This window comes from Allorhizobium sonneratiae (assembly GCF_023700755.1).
GTDB classification, from domain to species: Bacteria; Pseudomonadota; Alphaproteobacteria; order Rhizobiales; family Rhizobiaceae; genus Allorhizobium; species Allorhizobium sonneratiae.
In genome coordinates this window covers 631,135-646,886 of record NZ_JAMKOJ010000001.1, presented here as the reverse complement: position 1 = coordinate 646,886, position 15,752 = coordinate 631,135, and the positions used below count along the sequence as shown (strand labels likewise).

14 protein-coding genes and 1 pseudogene are annotated in these 15,752 nt (G+C 58.4%); 7 read left to right on the top strand and 8 right to left on the bottom strand.

Annotated elements, in window-relative coordinates:
• Positions 1-59: 59 nt before the first annotated feature.
• On the top strand, positions 60-860 hold the full coding sequence (locus NAC44_RS02895; protein ID WP_250937573.1) for a class I SAM-dependent methyltransferase: 801 nt from the start codon (positions 60-62) through the stop codon (positions 858-860).
• 21 nt (positions 861-881) lie between these two features.
• On the opposite strand, the gene NAC44_RS02890 is transcribed toward NAC44_RS02895, so the two are convergent.
• On the bottom strand, positions 882-1,337 hold the full coding sequence (locus tag NAC44_RS02890) for a GatB/YqeY domain-containing protein (RefSeq protein WP_250937572.1): 456 nt from the start codon (positions 1,335-1,337) through the stop codon (positions 882-884).
• Positions 1,338-1,621: 284 nt separating this feature from the next.
• On the opposite strand from NAC44_RS02890, the gene carA reads away from it, so the two are divergent.
• Positions 1,622-2,827 (top strand): glutamine-hydrolyzing carbamoyl-phosphate synthase small subunit, encoded by a 1,206-nt coding sequence (gene carA / locus NAC44_RS02885; RefSeq protein ID WP_250937565.1) that lies wholly within the window; start codon positions 1,622-1,624, stop codon positions 2,825-2,827.
• A 177-nt stretch (positions 2,828-3,004) separates the two neighbouring features.
• On the opposite strand, the gene NAC44_RS02880 is transcribed toward carA, so the two are convergent.
• The 3 genes and pseudogenes from NAC44_RS02880 to NAC44_RS02870 form a co-directional block, all read right to left on the bottom strand.
• Positions 3,005-3,595: a VC0807 family protein gene (locus tag NAC44_RS02880; protein ID WP_250937563.1), complete on the bottom strand. Its 591-nt coding sequence runs from the start codon at positions 3,593-3,595 to the stop codon at positions 3,005-3,007.
• Between the two features lie 97 nt (positions 3,596-3,692).
• Positions 3,693-5,093 (bottom strand): MATE family efflux transporter, encoded by a 1,401-nt coding sequence (locus NAC44_RS02875; RefSeq protein WP_250937562.1) that lies wholly within the window; start codon positions 5,091-5,093, stop codon positions 3,693-3,695.
• A 157-nt stretch (positions 5,094-5,250) separates the two neighbouring features.
• Positions 5,251-5,382, bottom strand: a pseudogene (locus NAC44_RS02870) (LysR family transcriptional regulator); the annotation flags it as partial.
• Between NAC44_RS02870 and NAC44_RS02865 the strand changes: the two are divergent.
• A complete protein-coding gene (locus NAC44_RS02865) occupies positions 5,360-5,629 on the top strand; it encodes a hypothetical protein (RefSeq protein WP_420839856.1) in 270 nt (89 codons plus the stop codon). The pseudogene NAC44_RS02870 and the gene NAC44_RS02865 overlap by 23 nt on opposite strands.
• Positions 5,630-5,636: 7 nt before the next feature.
• On the opposite strand, the gene NAC44_RS02860 is transcribed toward NAC44_RS02865, so the two are convergent.
• Both NAC44_RS02860 and NAC44_RS02855 read right to left on the bottom strand, forming a co-directional pair.
• Positions 5,637-6,305: a glutathione S-transferase family protein gene (locus tag NAC44_RS02860; protein ID WP_250937560.1), complete on the bottom strand. Its 669-nt coding sequence runs from the start codon at positions 6,303-6,305 to the stop codon at positions 5,637-5,639.
• A gap of 647 nt (positions 6,306-6,952) precedes the next feature.
• Positions 6,953-7,708 (bottom strand): DUF1868 domain-containing protein, encoded by a 756-nt coding sequence (locus tag NAC44_RS02855; protein ID WP_250937558.1) that lies wholly within the window; start codon positions 7,706-7,708, stop codon positions 6,953-6,955.
• A 239-nt stretch (positions 7,709-7,947) separates the two neighbouring features.
• Between NAC44_RS02855 and carB the strand changes: the two genes are divergently transcribed.
• Complete coding sequence (carB, locus tag NAC44_RS02850; protein WP_250937551.1) at positions 7,948-11,445, top strand: carbamoyl-phosphate synthase large subunit; 3,498 nt, start codon at positions 7,948-7,950, stop codon at positions 11,443-11,445.
• Between the two features lie 368 nt (positions 11,446-11,813).
• On the opposite strand, the gene NAC44_RS02845 is transcribed toward carB, so the two are convergent.
• A complete protein-coding gene (locus NAC44_RS02845) occupies positions 11,814-12,083 on the bottom strand; it encodes a hypothetical protein (protein WP_250937550.1) in 270 nt (89 codons plus the stop codon).
• A gap of 117 nt (positions 12,084-12,200) precedes the next feature.
• Here NAC44_RS02845 and greA point away from each other — a divergent pair, with 117 nt between their 5' ends.
• Genes greA through NAC44_RS02830 form a run of 3 tightly spaced genes read left to right on the top strand, consistent with a single transcriptional unit; the run spans position 12,201 to position 14,622 of the window.
• Positions 12,201-12,677: a transcription elongation factor GreA gene (gene greA / locus NAC44_RS02840; protein WP_250937549.1), complete on the top strand. Its 477-nt coding sequence runs from the start codon at positions 12,201-12,203 to the stop codon at positions 12,675-12,677.
• A gap of 41 nt (positions 12,678-12,718) precedes the next feature.
• A complete protein-coding gene (locus NAC44_RS02835; protein ID WP_250937642.1) occupies positions 12,719-13,795 on the top strand; it encodes a glycosyltransferase family 4 protein in 1,077 nt (358 codons plus the stop codon).
• Positions 13,792-14,622 (top strand): glycosyltransferase family 25 protein, encoded by an 831-nt coding sequence (locus tag NAC44_RS02830; protein WP_250937548.1) that lies wholly within the window; start codon positions 13,792-13,794, stop codon positions 14,620-14,622. Before NAC44_RS02835 ends, NAC44_RS02830 begins: the two co-directional genes overlap by 4 nt.
• A gap of 8 nt (positions 14,623-14,630) precedes the next feature.
• Here NAC44_RS02830 and NAC44_RS02825 read toward each other — a convergent pair whose 3' ends face one another.
• Positions 14,631-15,365 (bottom strand): hypothetical protein, encoded by a 735-nt coding sequence (locus tag NAC44_RS02825; RefSeq protein ID WP_250937546.1) that lies wholly within the window; start codon positions 15,363-15,365, stop codon positions 14,631-14,633.
• Positions 15,366-15,752: the final 387 nt, after the last annotated feature.

The window sequence follows — 15,752 nt, the reverse complement described above, 5'->3', positions numbered from 1 at the left end:
TGACCGGGACATAAGATATCTTCGCCATTGGTCACACCGACAGGAAGGAGCGCCTGATCATGTCCGTTGCCAGCCATGACAATCGCAAACAATATGGCACCAACGAGAGACTGGCCGCCCGCGCCCGCCTCGTGACGAAATACACGATCAGCGACATCGGCTGGTTTCCATGGATTGCCGGGCAACTGCCGCTCGACCCTGGCGCCAGCATTCTCGATGTGGGCTGCGGCCCCGGCTGGTTCTGGTCCTCCGCCATGGAGAGACTGCCGAAAGACATTGACCTGACCTTGACGGATCTGTCCGAAGGGATGGTAAGGGAGGCTCTGGAGCGTTGCACATCGCTGCCCTTCACATCGGTCAAGGGCAAACCGGCGGATGCGGCGACGCTGCCCTTTGCGGCAGGCACATTCGATGGCGTGATCGCCATGCATATGCTCTATCACGTTTCTGACGCAGCAAAGGCCATTGCCGAAATGCACCGGGTTCTCAAGCCCGGCGGGTTTCTGGCCGTAACCACCAATGGCATGGGCGACATGAAGACAATGTATGAAATCGCCACCGTTCTGGGCAGTCCGCCCTATAATCCGACGGCAGCCATCTTCGGCTTCGATCAGGCCAACACCATGCTGAAGGCGCAATTCGACAATGTGCGCATGGCCCAGCACCCAGCTCGCCTGCGCGTTACCGATCCTGAGGATGTGTTTCTCGCTCTGACATCCTATCCACCGGGCGATACGGCAAGCGAGGCAGAATTGTCTGCGCTGCGCGGTGAAATCAGCAGAGCCTTTGCCGCAGGAAACGGCGTGCTCGACATGGAAAAGCAGTTCGGCCTGTTCATCAGCGTCAAGAAAGACGGATGAACAGCCCGAATCGCAATCGTCTTACGTCGTCAGCAATTCCTTCACCGTGCCGGAGGCCTTGGCAAAATCCATCTGGCCCGCATAGCGCTCTTTCAGCGCCGCCATGACCTTGCCCATGTCGCGCACGCCTTCGGCCTTGATCTCGGCGATGATGGCCGCAATCACCTCGCGCACCTTGTCCTCGCTCATCTGCTCGGGCATGAAGCCCTTGATGATGGCAGCTTCCTCGCGCTCCTGGGCGGCGAGTTCCGGACGGGCGTTTTCCTCATAGATTTTCGCCGATTCGTCGCGCTGCTTCACCAGCTTGGCCAGAAGCTGCAGGATATCCTCGTCGCTGGCTTCCGCCTTGCCCTCGCCGCGATTGGCGATATCGCGATCCTTGATCGCCGACTGTACCAGCCGGATGGTGGAGAGCCTGCGGCTGTCCTTGGCCTTCATCGCGTCCTTGAGCGCACTTGTCAGTTCTTCGCGTAACATGGTCTCTCCTTGCCTCTGCTTGAGAGCGGTCGTGTGTTCATGATGCCGCAGATAACCCTCGCCGCAGGCCTGTGCAATGGCCGCAGCCACACCAAAGCGGAGAAAGATAAAAATTACCGGCGGAACAATTGACCCGGCGCGCCCTTCTCGTCTATGAACCATCGCCTGCACAGACATTGAGATAGGGCTTGCGACGCGCACATGCTGCGCGAAGGACACTTGCCAGATAAAGCCATGCGTTCCCGGTTCGTCAACCGGCATAACCGGCTGGAAAAGGAATGGATATGACCGCGACCGCCCCCTGGACAACCACAAAGCCCACCGCCCTTCTGGTGCTTTCCGACGGCACCGTGATCGAGGGAAAGGGCATCGGCGCGACCGGCAGCATCGAGGCCGAAGTCTGCTTCAACACGGCGCTGACCGGCTATCAGGAAATCCTGACCGACCCTTCCTATCTCGGCCAGATCGTCACCTTCACCTTCCCCCATATCGGCAATATCGGCGCCAATGACGAAGATATCGAAGACCTGACGCCCGCCGCCCGCCACGGCGCGGTTGGCGCAATCTTCAAGGCCGACATCACCGAACCGTCGAATTATCGTGCGGCAAAACATCTCGACGCCTGGCTGAAGGCGCGCGGCATTATCGGCCTCTCGGGTATCGACACCCGCGCACTCACCGCCTGGATCCGCGAAAACGGCGCGCCCAATGCGGTGATTGCCCATGACGCCAACGGCAATTTCGACATTGACGCGCTGAAGGCGAAGGCGAAAGCCTGGAGCGGCCTCGTCGGCCTCGATCTCGCCAAGGTCGCCTCCTCCGGCCAGTCCTCGCAATGGAGCGAAAAGCCCTGGGTGTGGAACGAAGGCTTCGACACGCTGAAGGATACGGACGCGGCCTATCACATCGTCTGCATGGATTTCGGCGTCAAGCGCAACATCCTGCGCCTTTTCACCGGGCTGAACTGCAAGGTGACGGTGGTTCCGGCCACGACCGGCGCAGATGACATTCTTGCCCTGCAGCCGGACGGTATTTTCCTCTCCAACGGCCCGGGCGACCCGGCCGCCACCGGCGACTATGCGGTTCCGGTCATTCAGGCGCTGATGAAAACCGGCATTCCGATCTTCGGCATCTGCCTCGGCCATCAGATGCTGGGTCTGGCGCTTGGGGCAAAGACCGAAAAGATGCATCAGGGCCATCACGGCGCCAACCACCCGGTCAAGGACTTCACCACCGGCAAGGTCGAGATCGTGTCGATGAACCACGGCTTCGCGGTGGATTCCAAGACCCTGCCGGAAGGCGTTGAAGAGACTCACATTTCCCTCTTCGACCAGTCGAATTGCGGCCTGCGGGTTGTCGGCAAGCCGATCTTTTCGGTGCAGCATCACCCGGAAGCCTCTCCCGGCCCGCAGGACAGCCATTATCTCTTTCGCCGCTTCCTCAATCTGGTGAAGGAAAAGAAGAGCGAACCGGCACTGGCCGAACGCTGAAACAGAAAAAAGCAAAGCCGGTCAATGTCTTGACCGGCTTTTTTGATGGCTCGTCTAAAGCATGTCGCGTTTTATTGTCCTCAATAAAACGATAACGTACATGCGAAAAAACAAGCACTTAAAGCACGTTGCGTGAGGCTGATAAGCCGCAACGTGCTTTAAAACCGTTGAGTCTGTTTATGAAGAAGCCTCCCGCCGCATCCGGTTGCGGCCATAGCGCCAGCTCCAGACGGTCAGCAGACCAAAGGCCGCCATCCACATGACTTCGGAGAGCGGCAGAAACACCGCCACTGGCAAAAGCGGGATCAGCACCAGCCTGAGAAGCGCCTCCCCCAGAAGCCCAAGGCACCAGACCAGCGTGATGAACCGCATGATGTTTCGGTAAGGCGGCTTACTCTGCCAGAGGGTTTCCCCCTTCTGGCGTTCGCTCGCATCACCGCTGGTGGCCAGATAAAACACCAGCGGACGCGGAAACAAAAGCGACGCCCCAAAGGCCAGCCCGATCATGCCCGTGACAAGCGACCCCTTGGCCAGTGCCAGATAAGGACTTTGAAAATAGAGGCTTCCAATGATCGAGGCGATGGTGCCCGAGAGCGTCAAAATCCCGACCGCTTGCAGGCGGCGGCTTTTGACAAAGGCCAACAGGATCGACAGAACGGGAAAGACGGCACCGATTGCCAGCGCCGTCACCAGCGGCACACCCTTTGTCGTCAGGATGAGGTAGGTGACATAAGGCAAACCGGCGCTGACGATGAAATCCTGAAGCATGTCCGATCCTTTCTCCGCACTGAAGGCATGTTCTAAATCCGTCCCATCCGGGAAAAAGGCAATATGGCAAAACGACCGACAACAATCACAGGCTCTCTCACAGGCTCGCGTGAGCCTGCGCTGTTAGGCGCCCTTCGCGCCGAACCAGCAGGATGAAGCGTGCCCCCAACATGAGAGCGGCGCTGGCAAGGCCGATGAGAAAACCGAGCCACACGCCGATGCCGCCAAGACCAAGCGGAAACGCCAGCAACCAGGCCATCACCAGGCCGATCGGCCAATAGGCGATCAGCGCGATGATCATCGGCACGCGCGCATCTTTCAAGCCTCGCAACAGACCGGCGGCAACGGCCTGCAAGCCGTCGAACATCTGGAAAAAACCGGCCACCACCACCAGCGGTCCGGCATAGGCGAGCACGGCGGCAGCGTCCTCTCGGCTCCTGTCAAGAAACAGTCCGGCGAGCTGATGGGGAAAGGTGAGGAACAGGATGGACCCAACCAGCGAAATCGAAACGGAAAGGACGACGAGAGAAAGAGAGGCCTTGCGCAGGTTCTCATGATCGCCCCGTCCATGGGCAATACCCACACGCACAGTTCCGGCTTGCGCCAGCCCCAGCGGGATCATGAAGGCAATGCTCGCCAATTGCAGGGCAATGCCATGGGCAGCAAGCTCTACTGTCCCGATCATGCCCATCAGCAGCGAAGCCGCGGAAAAAAGTGTAACTTCGGCCAGAACCGTGACACCGATGGGAAAACCAAGACGCATGACATCCTTGAGCGCCGCCCAGTCCGGCCGCCAGAAACGGGCAAAAAGTTCCAGACGGCGGGTTTCAGGCGAGAGCTGGATATAGATCACCATGGCAATGAAGCCTGACCATTGTACGGTGGCCGCCACCATGGCCGCGCCGTTCATACCAAGCTTGGGCAGGCCGAAATGGCCGAGAACCACGCCATAGGCAAGAACAGCATTGAGCACCAGCGTACCAAGCGTAATGTGCAGCACGATGCCCGCCCTGCCCGACGCGCTGACGACGCTGCGCAGCACGCCGAACAACAGGGCGGGATAAAGACCGAACTGGACAATATGCAGATAACCGGCGGCAATTGCGGCCAGCTCTTCTTCCTGTCCTAGCGAGACCAGAATGGATTTTGCATAATAAAACAGCGGCATGGTAACAAGACTGTAGGCAATCGACACCCACATGCCCATGCGGATGGCCCGACGCACCGAACGCACATCCTCGCGACCATGGGCATTGGCCACCATGGGCATGACGGCAATGGCAAAACCGGAGCCGAACACCAGCAGGACAAAGAAAAACTGCGCCGCCAGAACAATTGCCGCCAGATCGACCGTGCCCAATTGACCAATGATGATCACATCCGTGGTGTTGATGCCAAGCTGGGCCAGTTGCGCCCCGATCAAGGGAATGCCAAGTGCAAGCGTTGCCCGGATATGAGCGGAAAAGCTGTTTTCACCCGGAGAGGTCATCAGCGCCATGGCAATCTCCAAAACAAAAAGCCGCGTCCAGAAAAGCTGGCAGCGGCATATAGAGCCTGCCTAATTCAATCGTCTGCGACGTTCAAGGCAGAAAAGCGACACTTCAGAGATATGCAATCATCTATCACCATACGTGATGAATGGCGTTGACCGCCCCTCACGCCGGCCTTTTGCGAATGAAATCGACAAAGGCTCTGAGAGGCGTCGGCATATAGTGCCGGCTGGGATAGTACAGGAACGGCCCGGAAAACTCCTCTTCCCAATCGATGAGAACCGGCAGGAGCCTGCCGGGTGGCTTCCTCGCCCATTCCTCACGCTTTTCCGGAGAAAATGGCGCACGCAATCTGGCTTTGGCCGAAGCGCTGGGGCGGGTCGCGGTAACAAGGGGGATCAGCACGGCCCAGGCCGCCATTGCCTGGGTACTGGCCCAGGGGAAGGATATCGTACCCGCCATAGAGCAGGCGATCCCGAAAGGCTCAGCCTCCGGCAGCCGCTATGCCGAAGCGCAGATGGCCCATCTCGACAGCGAAAAATGAAACCGGCTCAACTGTTGGCATAGACATAGGCCCCGCCCCGGCTCAGCGCATGTTGATAGGCCGGGCGGGCGCGTATGGCCTCCAGATAGCGGCGAATGGCGGGAACCTCTCCCATACCCTCCATGCGGGTCATGCCTGCTTCAACCGGAAAGCTCATCGCGATATCGGCAGCGGTAAAGGCCTTTCCGGCAAAATAGCCATCACGTTTCAGTTCCTCTTCCCAGAAACGCAGATGGTCACGCAGTTGTGGATCGACCAGCCTTCCCGTAACGCCCTTCGAGATCAGCCCCGCCATCGGGCGCAGGAAAAAAGGCATCTGACCGGGAAGCCGGGAGAATAAAAGTTTCAGCAGCAAAAGCGGCATGGCGGAACCTTCGGCATAATGCAGCCAGTAACGATAGCGTTCATGGGCGACTGTGCCGGGTTCAGGACGCAGCAAACTGCGGCCATAGGTGTCAATCAGATATTCCATGATAGCGCCGCTTTCGGCATAGACCCGGCCGCCATCCTCAATCACGGGCGATTTGCCCAGAGGATGCACGGCCTTCAGCCGCTGCGGCGCACGCATGTCGCGCCCCCTGGCATAAGACTTGACCTCATAATCCAGCCCCAGTTCTTCCAGAAGCCAGAGGATGCGGTGTGCACGCGAATTCTCAAGATAATGGACCGTAATCAAGGCTCTCTCCAGCGATGGCGTCTTGCAGGTTCACATCGAACCACACAGGGTCATCACGTCTTTGGCTTTCCTTTGTCTCGGCGGCAAAAAAGGGATCAGGCTTCCCGGACAAAATCTAACCTGTGGTGGAAACAGATGGTTATATTCACCTAACAAAGCAGGTAAAAACCTGAAAGGGGTTAAAACGGGTGGGATGCAATTTTCAACCCAAGGAAAATTTAGAAACATTGAAAAAACCTTTAAGTAGAAATTCAGCATGTAGCATTTATTGTTTCAATATAAACAGGTCCTCAGCGCGTCGGTCCTTGCGTTTCGTCAAGCTATCATCACAAACTGCGACAGGTAATTGCCTCACGTGATCTCGGACACTTAAATCTTGTTGTGCACTATTCTTTTATTTATGCAGCCAGTCTGTTGAGTAACATTGCAGCTTGAAAGCCTCCATCATCGCGCTTTCTGTGTTTTCTGTATGGCATAAGCAGTATCGTTTCACTGAGCACAATGAAACACGACATGCTTCAGAAGATTTCCCAAAAGCTTTGATAGGGTTTTCGTGCGGCAACGCTCTCATGCGACGGCACCCTTCGCCTTGTTTTCCGCACGAAGACGCTTTTGAACGGAGAGCCGCAGCTTGATACAATCATGCCTCAAACCGAAAGCGAGACCCCATCGCGGCCATCGACCCCGGCGACACGCAGCACCATCAATTCCTCGAAATGCTTCATATCGGTAAAGGCGCAAAAGGCAGGTGGGTTCAAGTCCACCGCCTGAAACCGGGTATTGAACCGCTCAAGCTCTTCGGCAAACATCGCCTGCCACATCAGAAGAGCTGCCTCGCTCATCGGGCGGACAAGATAGGCAAAGGTGATGTGGAAGACATAGCTGTCATGATCGGGATGGCGATAGCCGAAAAGAGCGGCGAAACGATTGCGCCATTCGATCAGGGCTTTCCGGTCGGCCTCACTCACGCCCTCCATCACCAGACCTGTCGGTCTGAGCCCGGCGACTTTCACCTTGAAGTCTGGACCGGCACGGAAATGGGCAAGCCGCTGGCAGAACAGTTCCGTCATGTCCTCGATCGGGGTATCGAGCGGGATATCGGCAGGCCAGTAAGGCAAGGCGCGGCGATATTCGATGATGCCCTGAAACAGCGTCATATACAGACTGGAAATCGGGGTGAAGGTCAGCCGGTCTGCCTCCGGCATGGCAAGATAACGCGACCGCAGATCGATCACCGCCTGCTCGCTCTCGGACCCCTTTTGCAGATGGCAAACGACCGTATTTCCGGGCTCATGCAGAAAATGGCCGTTTTCATCGAAACGGATGCCAAAATGCCTCGACGGTCCAAGACCGGAGGTTTCGGCAAATTGCATCAGGCGCGGATGAAGCACGGAATCGGCCATGCAGGTCTCCCTCAAAATCGGGATTATTGCTACAGACCGCTCAAGACGCGCATATGACAACATACTGACAAGCAAAGAGCCTGTTTTTTCCTGCCGGAAACCGCGTTTTGGGGGTTTCGCTGGCGATCACAATTGCCTATAAGCCGCTTCTAGCCTGAAAAGACCAATGCCCTGCCCCGGCCGGCGATCCATCGCCATGGCCGGTTTTTCGCGCAGGTTTGAGAGAACGGATAGGACCCATGCCCAAGCGCCAAGATTTGAAATCCATCCTCATCATCGGCGCGGGGCCGATCGTCATCGGTCAGGCTTGCGAATTTGACTATTCCGGCACCCAGGCCTGCAAGGCGCTGAAGGAGGAAGGCTACCGCGTCATCCTCGTCAACTCCAACCCGGCCACCATCATGACCGATCCGGGTCTGGCGGACGCCACTTACGTTGAGCCGATCACGCCGGAAGTGGTGGCGAAGATCATCGCCAAGGAGCGCCCGGATGCACTTCTGCCCACCATGGGCGGCCAGACGGCGCTGAACACCGCGCTTTCCCTGAAGCGCATGGGTGTGCTCGACCGTTATAATGTGGAAATGATCGGCGCCAAGCCGGAAGCCATCGACAAGGCCGAAGACCGCGCCCTTTTCCGCGAGGCCATGGCGAAGATCGGGTTGGAAACGCCGCGCTCCATGCTGGCCAATGCCACCGAAATCAAGGATGCCGACCGCAAGACGCATGAGGCCGAACGCGCCAAGCTGCGCGAAACCCTTTCGGGAGACGCCCTGGACAAGGCGCTGGATGCACTGGAAAACCAGTGGAACCTCGGCGAAACCGACCGCAAGCAGCGCTATATGAGCCACGCTATGGCGATTGCCGCCCAGGCGCTCGACGTTGTCGGTCTGCCTGCCATCATCCGCCCGTCGTTTACGCTTGGCGGCACCGGCGGCGGCATTGCCTATAACCGGTCTGAATTCTTCGACATCGTCTCCGGCGGTCTCGACGCCTCGCCGACCACCGAAGTGCTGATCGAGGAATCGGTGCTGGGCTGGAAGGAATATGAAATGGAAGTGGTCCGCGACAAGGCGGACAACTGCATCATCGTCTGCTCCATCGAAAACATCGATCCGATGGGCGTCCACACCGGCGACAGCATCACGGTTGCCCCGGCGCTGACGCTGACGGACAAGGAATACCAGATCATGCGCAACGCCTCGCTTGCGGTGCTGCGCGAGATCGGCGTCGAAACCGGCGGCTCGAACGTGCAGTTTGCCGTCAATCCGAAGGATGGCCGCCTCGTCGTCATCGAAATGAACCCGCGCGTGTCGCGCTCGTCGGCGCTGGCCTCCAAGGCCACCGGCTTCCCGATTGCCAAGGTCGCGGCCAAGCTTGCCATCGGCTATACGATGGACGAGCTGGACAACGACATCACCGGCGGCGCAACGCCAGCCTCCTTCGAGCCGTCGATCGATTATGTCGTCACCAAGATCCCGCGCTTTGCCTTTGAAAAATTCCCCGGCGCAAGCCCGGTTCTGACCACGGCGATGAAATCGGTCGGCGAAGTCATGGCGATTGGCCGCACCTTTGCCGAATCCCTGCAAAAGGCGCTGCGCGGTCTTGAAACCGGATTGACCGGTCTCGACGAGATCGAAATACCCGGCCTTGGCGACAATGGAGAGAACCGGGGCGACGACAAGAACGCCATCCGCGCCGCCATTGGCACGCCCACCCCGGATCGTCTGCGCATGGTGGCTCAGGCGCTGCGCCTTGGCATGTCGGAAGCCGAAGTGCATGAAGGCTGCAAGATCGACCCCTGGTTCATCGCCCAGTTCAAGGCAATCGTCGATATGGAAGCCCGCATTCGCGAGCATGGCCTGCCTCAGGATGCTGAAAACCTGCGCATGTTGAAAGCCATGGGCTTTTCCGACGCGCGCCTTGCCTCGCTCACGGGCGGCAAGCCCAAGGATGTGGCGATGCTGCGCAACGCGCTCGGCGTGCGCCCGGTCTTCAAGCGCATCGATACCTGTGCGGCAGAATTTGCCTCCCCCACCGCTTACATGTACTCGACCTATGAAATGCCCTTCGTCGGCGCGACCCGCTCCGAGGCAGAGGTGTCGGAACGGAAAAAGGTCGTCATCCTCGGTGGCGGTCCAAACCGTATCGGTCAGGGCATCGAATTCGATTATTGCTGCTGCCATGCCGCCTTCGCCCTGAAGGATGCAGGCTTCGAAGCCATCATGATCAACTGCAACCCGGAAACGGTCTCGACCGATTACGACACCTCCGACAGGCTCTATTTCGAGCCGCTGACGGCGGAAGACGTCATCGAAATCCTGCGCGCCGAGCAGGAAAAGGGTGAAGTGGTCGGCGTCATCGTCCAGTTCGGCGGTCAGACCCCGCTGAAGCTGGCCGAGGCGCTGGAAAAGAACGGCATCCCGATCCTTGGCACCGCACCGGACGCCATCGATCTGGCCGAAGACCGCGACCGCTTCCAGAAGCTTTTGATGAAGCTCGATCTCAACCAGCCGAACAATGGCATTGCCTATTCGGTCGAGCAGGCCCGTCTGGTCGCCTCTGAAATCGGCTTCCCGCTGGTGGTGCGCCCCTCTTATGTTCTGGGTGGTCGCGCCATGCAGATCATCCACAATGAAAGCATGTTGCAGACCTATCTGCTCGATACCGTGCCGGAACTGGTGCCGGAAGACATCAAGCAGCGCTATCCCAACGACAAGACCGGCCAGATCAACACCCTGCTCGGCAAAAACCCGCTTCTGTTCGACAGCTACCTGACCAACGCCATCGAGGTCGATGTCGATGCGCTCTGCGACGGCGAAAATGTCTTCGTCTCCGGCATCATGGAGCATATCGAGGAAGCCGGCATCCATTCCGGCGACAGTGCCTGCTCGCTGCCGGTACGCTCACTGTCGAAGGAACTGGTGGACGAACTGGAACGCCAGACCACGGCGCTCGCCAAGGCGCTCCATGTCGGCGGGTTGATGAACGTGCAATATGCAATCAAGGACGGCACGATCTACGTGCTGGAAGTCAATCCGCGCGCCTCGCGCACCGTGCCTTTCGTCGCCAAGACCATTGGCGCGCCGATTGCCAAGATTGCCGCCCGGATCATGGCGGGTGAAACGCTGGATACGGCGATTGCCGCCTATGGCAAAAAGCCGGACCCACGCAATCTGAAACACATTGCCGTCAAGGAAGCCGTCTTCCCCTTTGCCCGCTTCCCCGGCGTCGATACGCTGCTTGGACCGGAAATGCGCTCGACCGGCGAGGTCATCGGTCTCGACACCGATTTCGCGCTGGCCTTCGCCAAAAGCCAGCTCGGCGCTGGCGTCGAGCTGCCGCGTGACGGCGCCGTCTTCGTTTCGGTTCGGGATGAGGACAAGACCCGCGTGCTGCCCGCAATCAGGCTGCTGGTCGAGATCGGCTTCAAGGTTCTGGCCACCGGCGGCACCCAGCGCTATCTCGCCGAACAGGGCATCGAGGCGGTGAAGATCAACAAGGTTCTGGAAGGCCGTCCGCATATCGAGGATGCCATCCGCAACCGGCAGGTCCAGCTGGTGATCAACACGACCGACGGCAACAAGGCGATCTCGGATTCGAAATCGCTGCGCCGCGCCGCACTGATGCAGAAAGTGCCCTATTACACCACCATGGCCGGTGCGCTTGCTGCAGCGGAGGCCATTCAGGCGCTGAAAAAAGGCCAGCTCGAAGTCCGCCCGCTGCAGAGCTATTTCTGAGGTGAAACTGCTTCATAAAGAAGCGGTTTTACTGCATCATTCCTGAAATCGGGTGAGATTGAAGGTGAAAATGATGCAGCAGATGAAAAATGTTACAGCGACCTTTGTGCGCCATATTGGGCGCACGGCGCTGTAAACGTCACACAACAAGAACTCTTGAGAGCGCATTTCGATCTGACAGGCTCAGATCGAAATGCGCTCTCACTTTTTTAAGGCTGCATCATTCATTGTCCCCAGACACGACACAGGCAACGGCCACAAAAGAAGACACAACCATCTCAAAAATAAACAACCATCGTTTACAGTCTTCAGAAGTAGGCAACCTTAATATAGGGCTACACGGCAAGGCAGACCAAAACAAATAGAATTCAGGCAGGAAACCACAATAAAGCGGTACTGAAACGACAAGACCCAACCTTGCCCGACACGGCGTCTTTCACTCCGCGACGCCGCCCTGCCCAAGCCCCATGAATGACGGCGACATCCATGACGAGACGGATGAAATATCTGCTTTTGGCTTTTGTCATTTCCATTGCCCTTTGGCTGGCCTTGATCAGCCTTGTCGTGGACATCTGGCGGTTCATCTCCAGCTGATGCCGCTGCAGGCTGTGGCAAAATCGAATTTTCTGGAAATCCATTGTCCGCTTCTGTTATAGTCCGGCAGATGTGATTTGCACCGGTTCCGCAGCACGGCTGCGGAACCTGTTTTATTTTCATGCCCGCGCAAGCGGGCATGAAAGGTGAAGGAAGAGGAAATGGTTGAAAAAGTACCGATGACCCAGAACGGCTTTATCAAGCTGCAGGAGGAATTGCGCTGGCGTCAGCAGGAGGAGCGTCCACGCATCATCGAGGCGATCGCCGAAGCGCGCGCCCATGGCGACCTTTCCGAAAATGCCGAATATCATGCCGCCAAGGAAGCCCAGAGCCTGAACGAAGGTCGCATCAGCGAGCTTGAGGATCTGACGGCACGCGCCGAGGTTATCGACCTGTCGAAAATGTCGGGCTCCAAGATCAAGTTCGGCGCCACCGTCAAGCTGGTGGATGAAGACACGGATGAAGAAAAGACCTATCAGATCGTTGGCGATCAGGAAGCCGATGTGAAGGCTGGTCGCATTTCGATCTCCTCCCCGATTGCCCGCGCCATGATCGGCAAGGAAGTCGGTGACAGCATCGAAGTCGTGGCGCCGGGCGGTGCCAAGGCCTACGAAATCATTTCCGTCAACTGGGGTTGAACGCAGAGCGTATGGGCCGCAGCGCGACCTCAATTCGGGACATCCCCGCAGCCCGGGACATCCTCGTTATCGCTCCGCATTTCAAGCGGCGGCTTTCGGGCGTCACCTCCACTCTGGTCCAGCTTGTACCGGAACAAAAACGGCGTGGCCTTGGCATCGTCACGCTCGGCCCCGGCCTGCCGGACCATCTACCATCGATGAGCTTTGTGCGCCTGCCGCTTTTGTGGCTGCGGCCAAAGGCGGCGCGCCATCGCGTCTGGCATGCACGGCGCAATCTGGAAATGCTGGGCGGGCTTGTGCTGCGCAACATTTTCAGAATGCCGTTGAAACTGCTATTCACCTCCGCTGCCCAGCGCCGTCACAGCCGCTATACCCGCTGGCTGATCCGGCAGATGGATGCGGTGGTGGCCACCAGCGCCCGCTCGGGCTCGTTTCTCGACGTGCCGCACACGGTGATCCGCCACGGTGTCGACACTGAGCTTTTTCACCCGCCGCAAGGGGAAAGTGACACCATCGCTTCGACCGGCCTGCCGGGGCGTTATCTGATTGGCTGTTTCGGCCGGGTTCGCCACCAGAAGGGCACGGATCTTTTCGTCAGGGCGATGATTGCCCTCCTGCCCGACCATCCCGACTGGACGGCGGTGATTTCCGGCCGGGTGACGGCAGAACATAGCCAATTTGCCGAGAGCCTGAAGGCGGAGATTGCCGCAGCCGGTCTGTCGAAGCGGATCGTTTTTCTGGGCGAAGTCGATGACATCAAACCCTGGTATCGTCGCCTGACGCTGTATGTCGCGCCTTCGCGCAATGAAGGTTTCGGCCTCACCCCCCTTGAAGCCATGGCCTCGCAAACTGCCGTGGTCGCCTCCGATGCCGGAGCCTATGGCGAGCAGATTGCCGAGGGCGACACCGGATCGGTGGTTCCGGCGGGTGATGAAACGGCTCTGCGCAACGCCATTGCCGCCTATCTGGCCGAACCGGAACGGGCGCGCGCCCATGGACGGGCTGGCGTCGAACATGTCCGCCGGCACTTCGCCCTGAGCGGCGAGGCAGAGGCGCTGGATGAGGTTTATCAGCAGTTGCTCGCGCCCGGGCTGCCTGCCACACGGATATCGGCATGAAAGACATCAACGGCACAGAGATCTTCGTGATCAATCTCGATCACATGACGGCGCGGCTCGCCTTCCAGCAAAGGCAGTTCAAGGCACTTGGCCTTACATTCGAGCGCATTCGCGCCACGAAGGCCGAAGATGCCGTGCTGAACAATTATTCCGAAGCCTATTGGAACGATTGGGAACGGCCGATCCGCCCGGCGGAACGCGCCTGTTTCCTCAGCCACCGCCAGCTCTGGCAGCGTATCGCGCAAGGATCGAAACCGGCGCTGATCCTTGAAGATGACGCGGTTTTATCCGACATGCTGCCCGCTTTTCTGCGCAGGCTTGCCGTTCAGGATGGCATCGATCACATCACGCTGGAAACCCGCAATCGCCGCAAGCTTATGGCCACCACACCGGTCGAGGGCCTGCCGATCCAGCGACTGTATCTCGACCGGGCCGGGGCTGCCGCCTATCTGCTCTGGCCGGAAGGCGCACGCAAACTGCTCAAACGCACTGAAAAGCGCGCCTATATCGCCGATGCCGCCATCTGCGCCGCTCATGAGCTGAAAAGCTATCAGGCCGTTCCGGCGCTGGCCATGCAGATCGATTGCTGCAAGACCTATGGCCTGCCGGAACCAGCCGAAATGCACACCACCGTCAGTTCCACCACCGTCTCGTTCCTGCCCGGTCCCGATCCGTTTCGCCGCCCGCCCCGCTCCTTCCGTCTGCAACGGATTATCGCGCAGATCAAAATGGGCCTGAGACAGCTCAGCCATCTGCACAATGGCAAGGCGCGCATCGTCGGCATCGAAAGTCGCAATTTCGCCTATCTGGACAAAGCCCCCGCCTGAAACGCCACTCAGGACCACCAGCCGGTGCGGCTGCGGTGATGCAGCGCTTTCAGCCGGGCAAAGGCTGTGTCTTCCTCCTGCAATCGGTCGAAGACGGTTTTGGCGATCTGCCCGACCGGGTGGCTTTCCATGAAGGGATCGAGCCGCCAGCGCATGTTGCGCAGCGTATCGTCGGTGCCAATGGTAAAACAGGACAGGCCGGAAAACAGCGGTACCAGATGGGACTGGACGTGCTCGACCTTGTCGGGGTCAAGCGGCAACGGCGCGCCTTGCGCCAGCGCACGCTCGGTCTCGTAAATCTTCACCGTATTGACCAGCAGCGACACCATCATCGCCTTGCTGCGTTCGGCAGGCTCCGGATGGTGGTCGGCAAAGGTATCGGTCGCAGAAATCAGCCAGCGCAGATTAAGCCTTTCGCAGAGAAAATCCGCCTCGCTCTCCCACAGGCTGCGAAACTGGCGAAAGGTCTCCGCCACCTTGAATTCCCGCCGGATCAGCACGATCAACCGCGCATGATGCCAGAGCAGTTCCGGTTCACCGGTAAATTCACGCCGGAGATTGACCAGATGCTGTTCCAGCGACTTTTCCGACCCATGGGTCTGCTCCACCGTCTCGCCCTCAATGAGCGCCGTCTTCAGCCTGGCATAATCGAGATCGGCAAAGACATGACGGTTTGCGCCAAAGCGGCGGCGATGCTGATTGAAAGAGAAGAAACGCTCGAAGCGGGTTTTCTTGCGCGCCATGCCTGTTGTCCTTATTGCCGTTTCCGGCACTCTTCATGTCTGCGCCCCTTATCGGCGCCAATCCGATCTACTCCATTATGGGCGCAATCGGAAAAGGTTTCGAGCAGAATTCGACCTTCCCCGCACAAGGCCGACCTAGGGTCAAAACTCCATCAGGCTGGTTGTTCTGCAAGGCGTATTTTGTGTCTGAGTAGAAGGAAAGNCTAGGGTCAAAACTCAATCAGGATGGTTGTTCTGCAAGGCGTATTTTGTGTCTGAGTAGAAGGAAAGGTGCAGGACATGCTCCCCATTTTCAAACCTTTCCGACGCCCGCAGGCACAAAATACGCCTTGCCCAAAGGGTTGAACGGGATGGGCCGCCTGATTGCGAACAATGCTCGACAAGGCC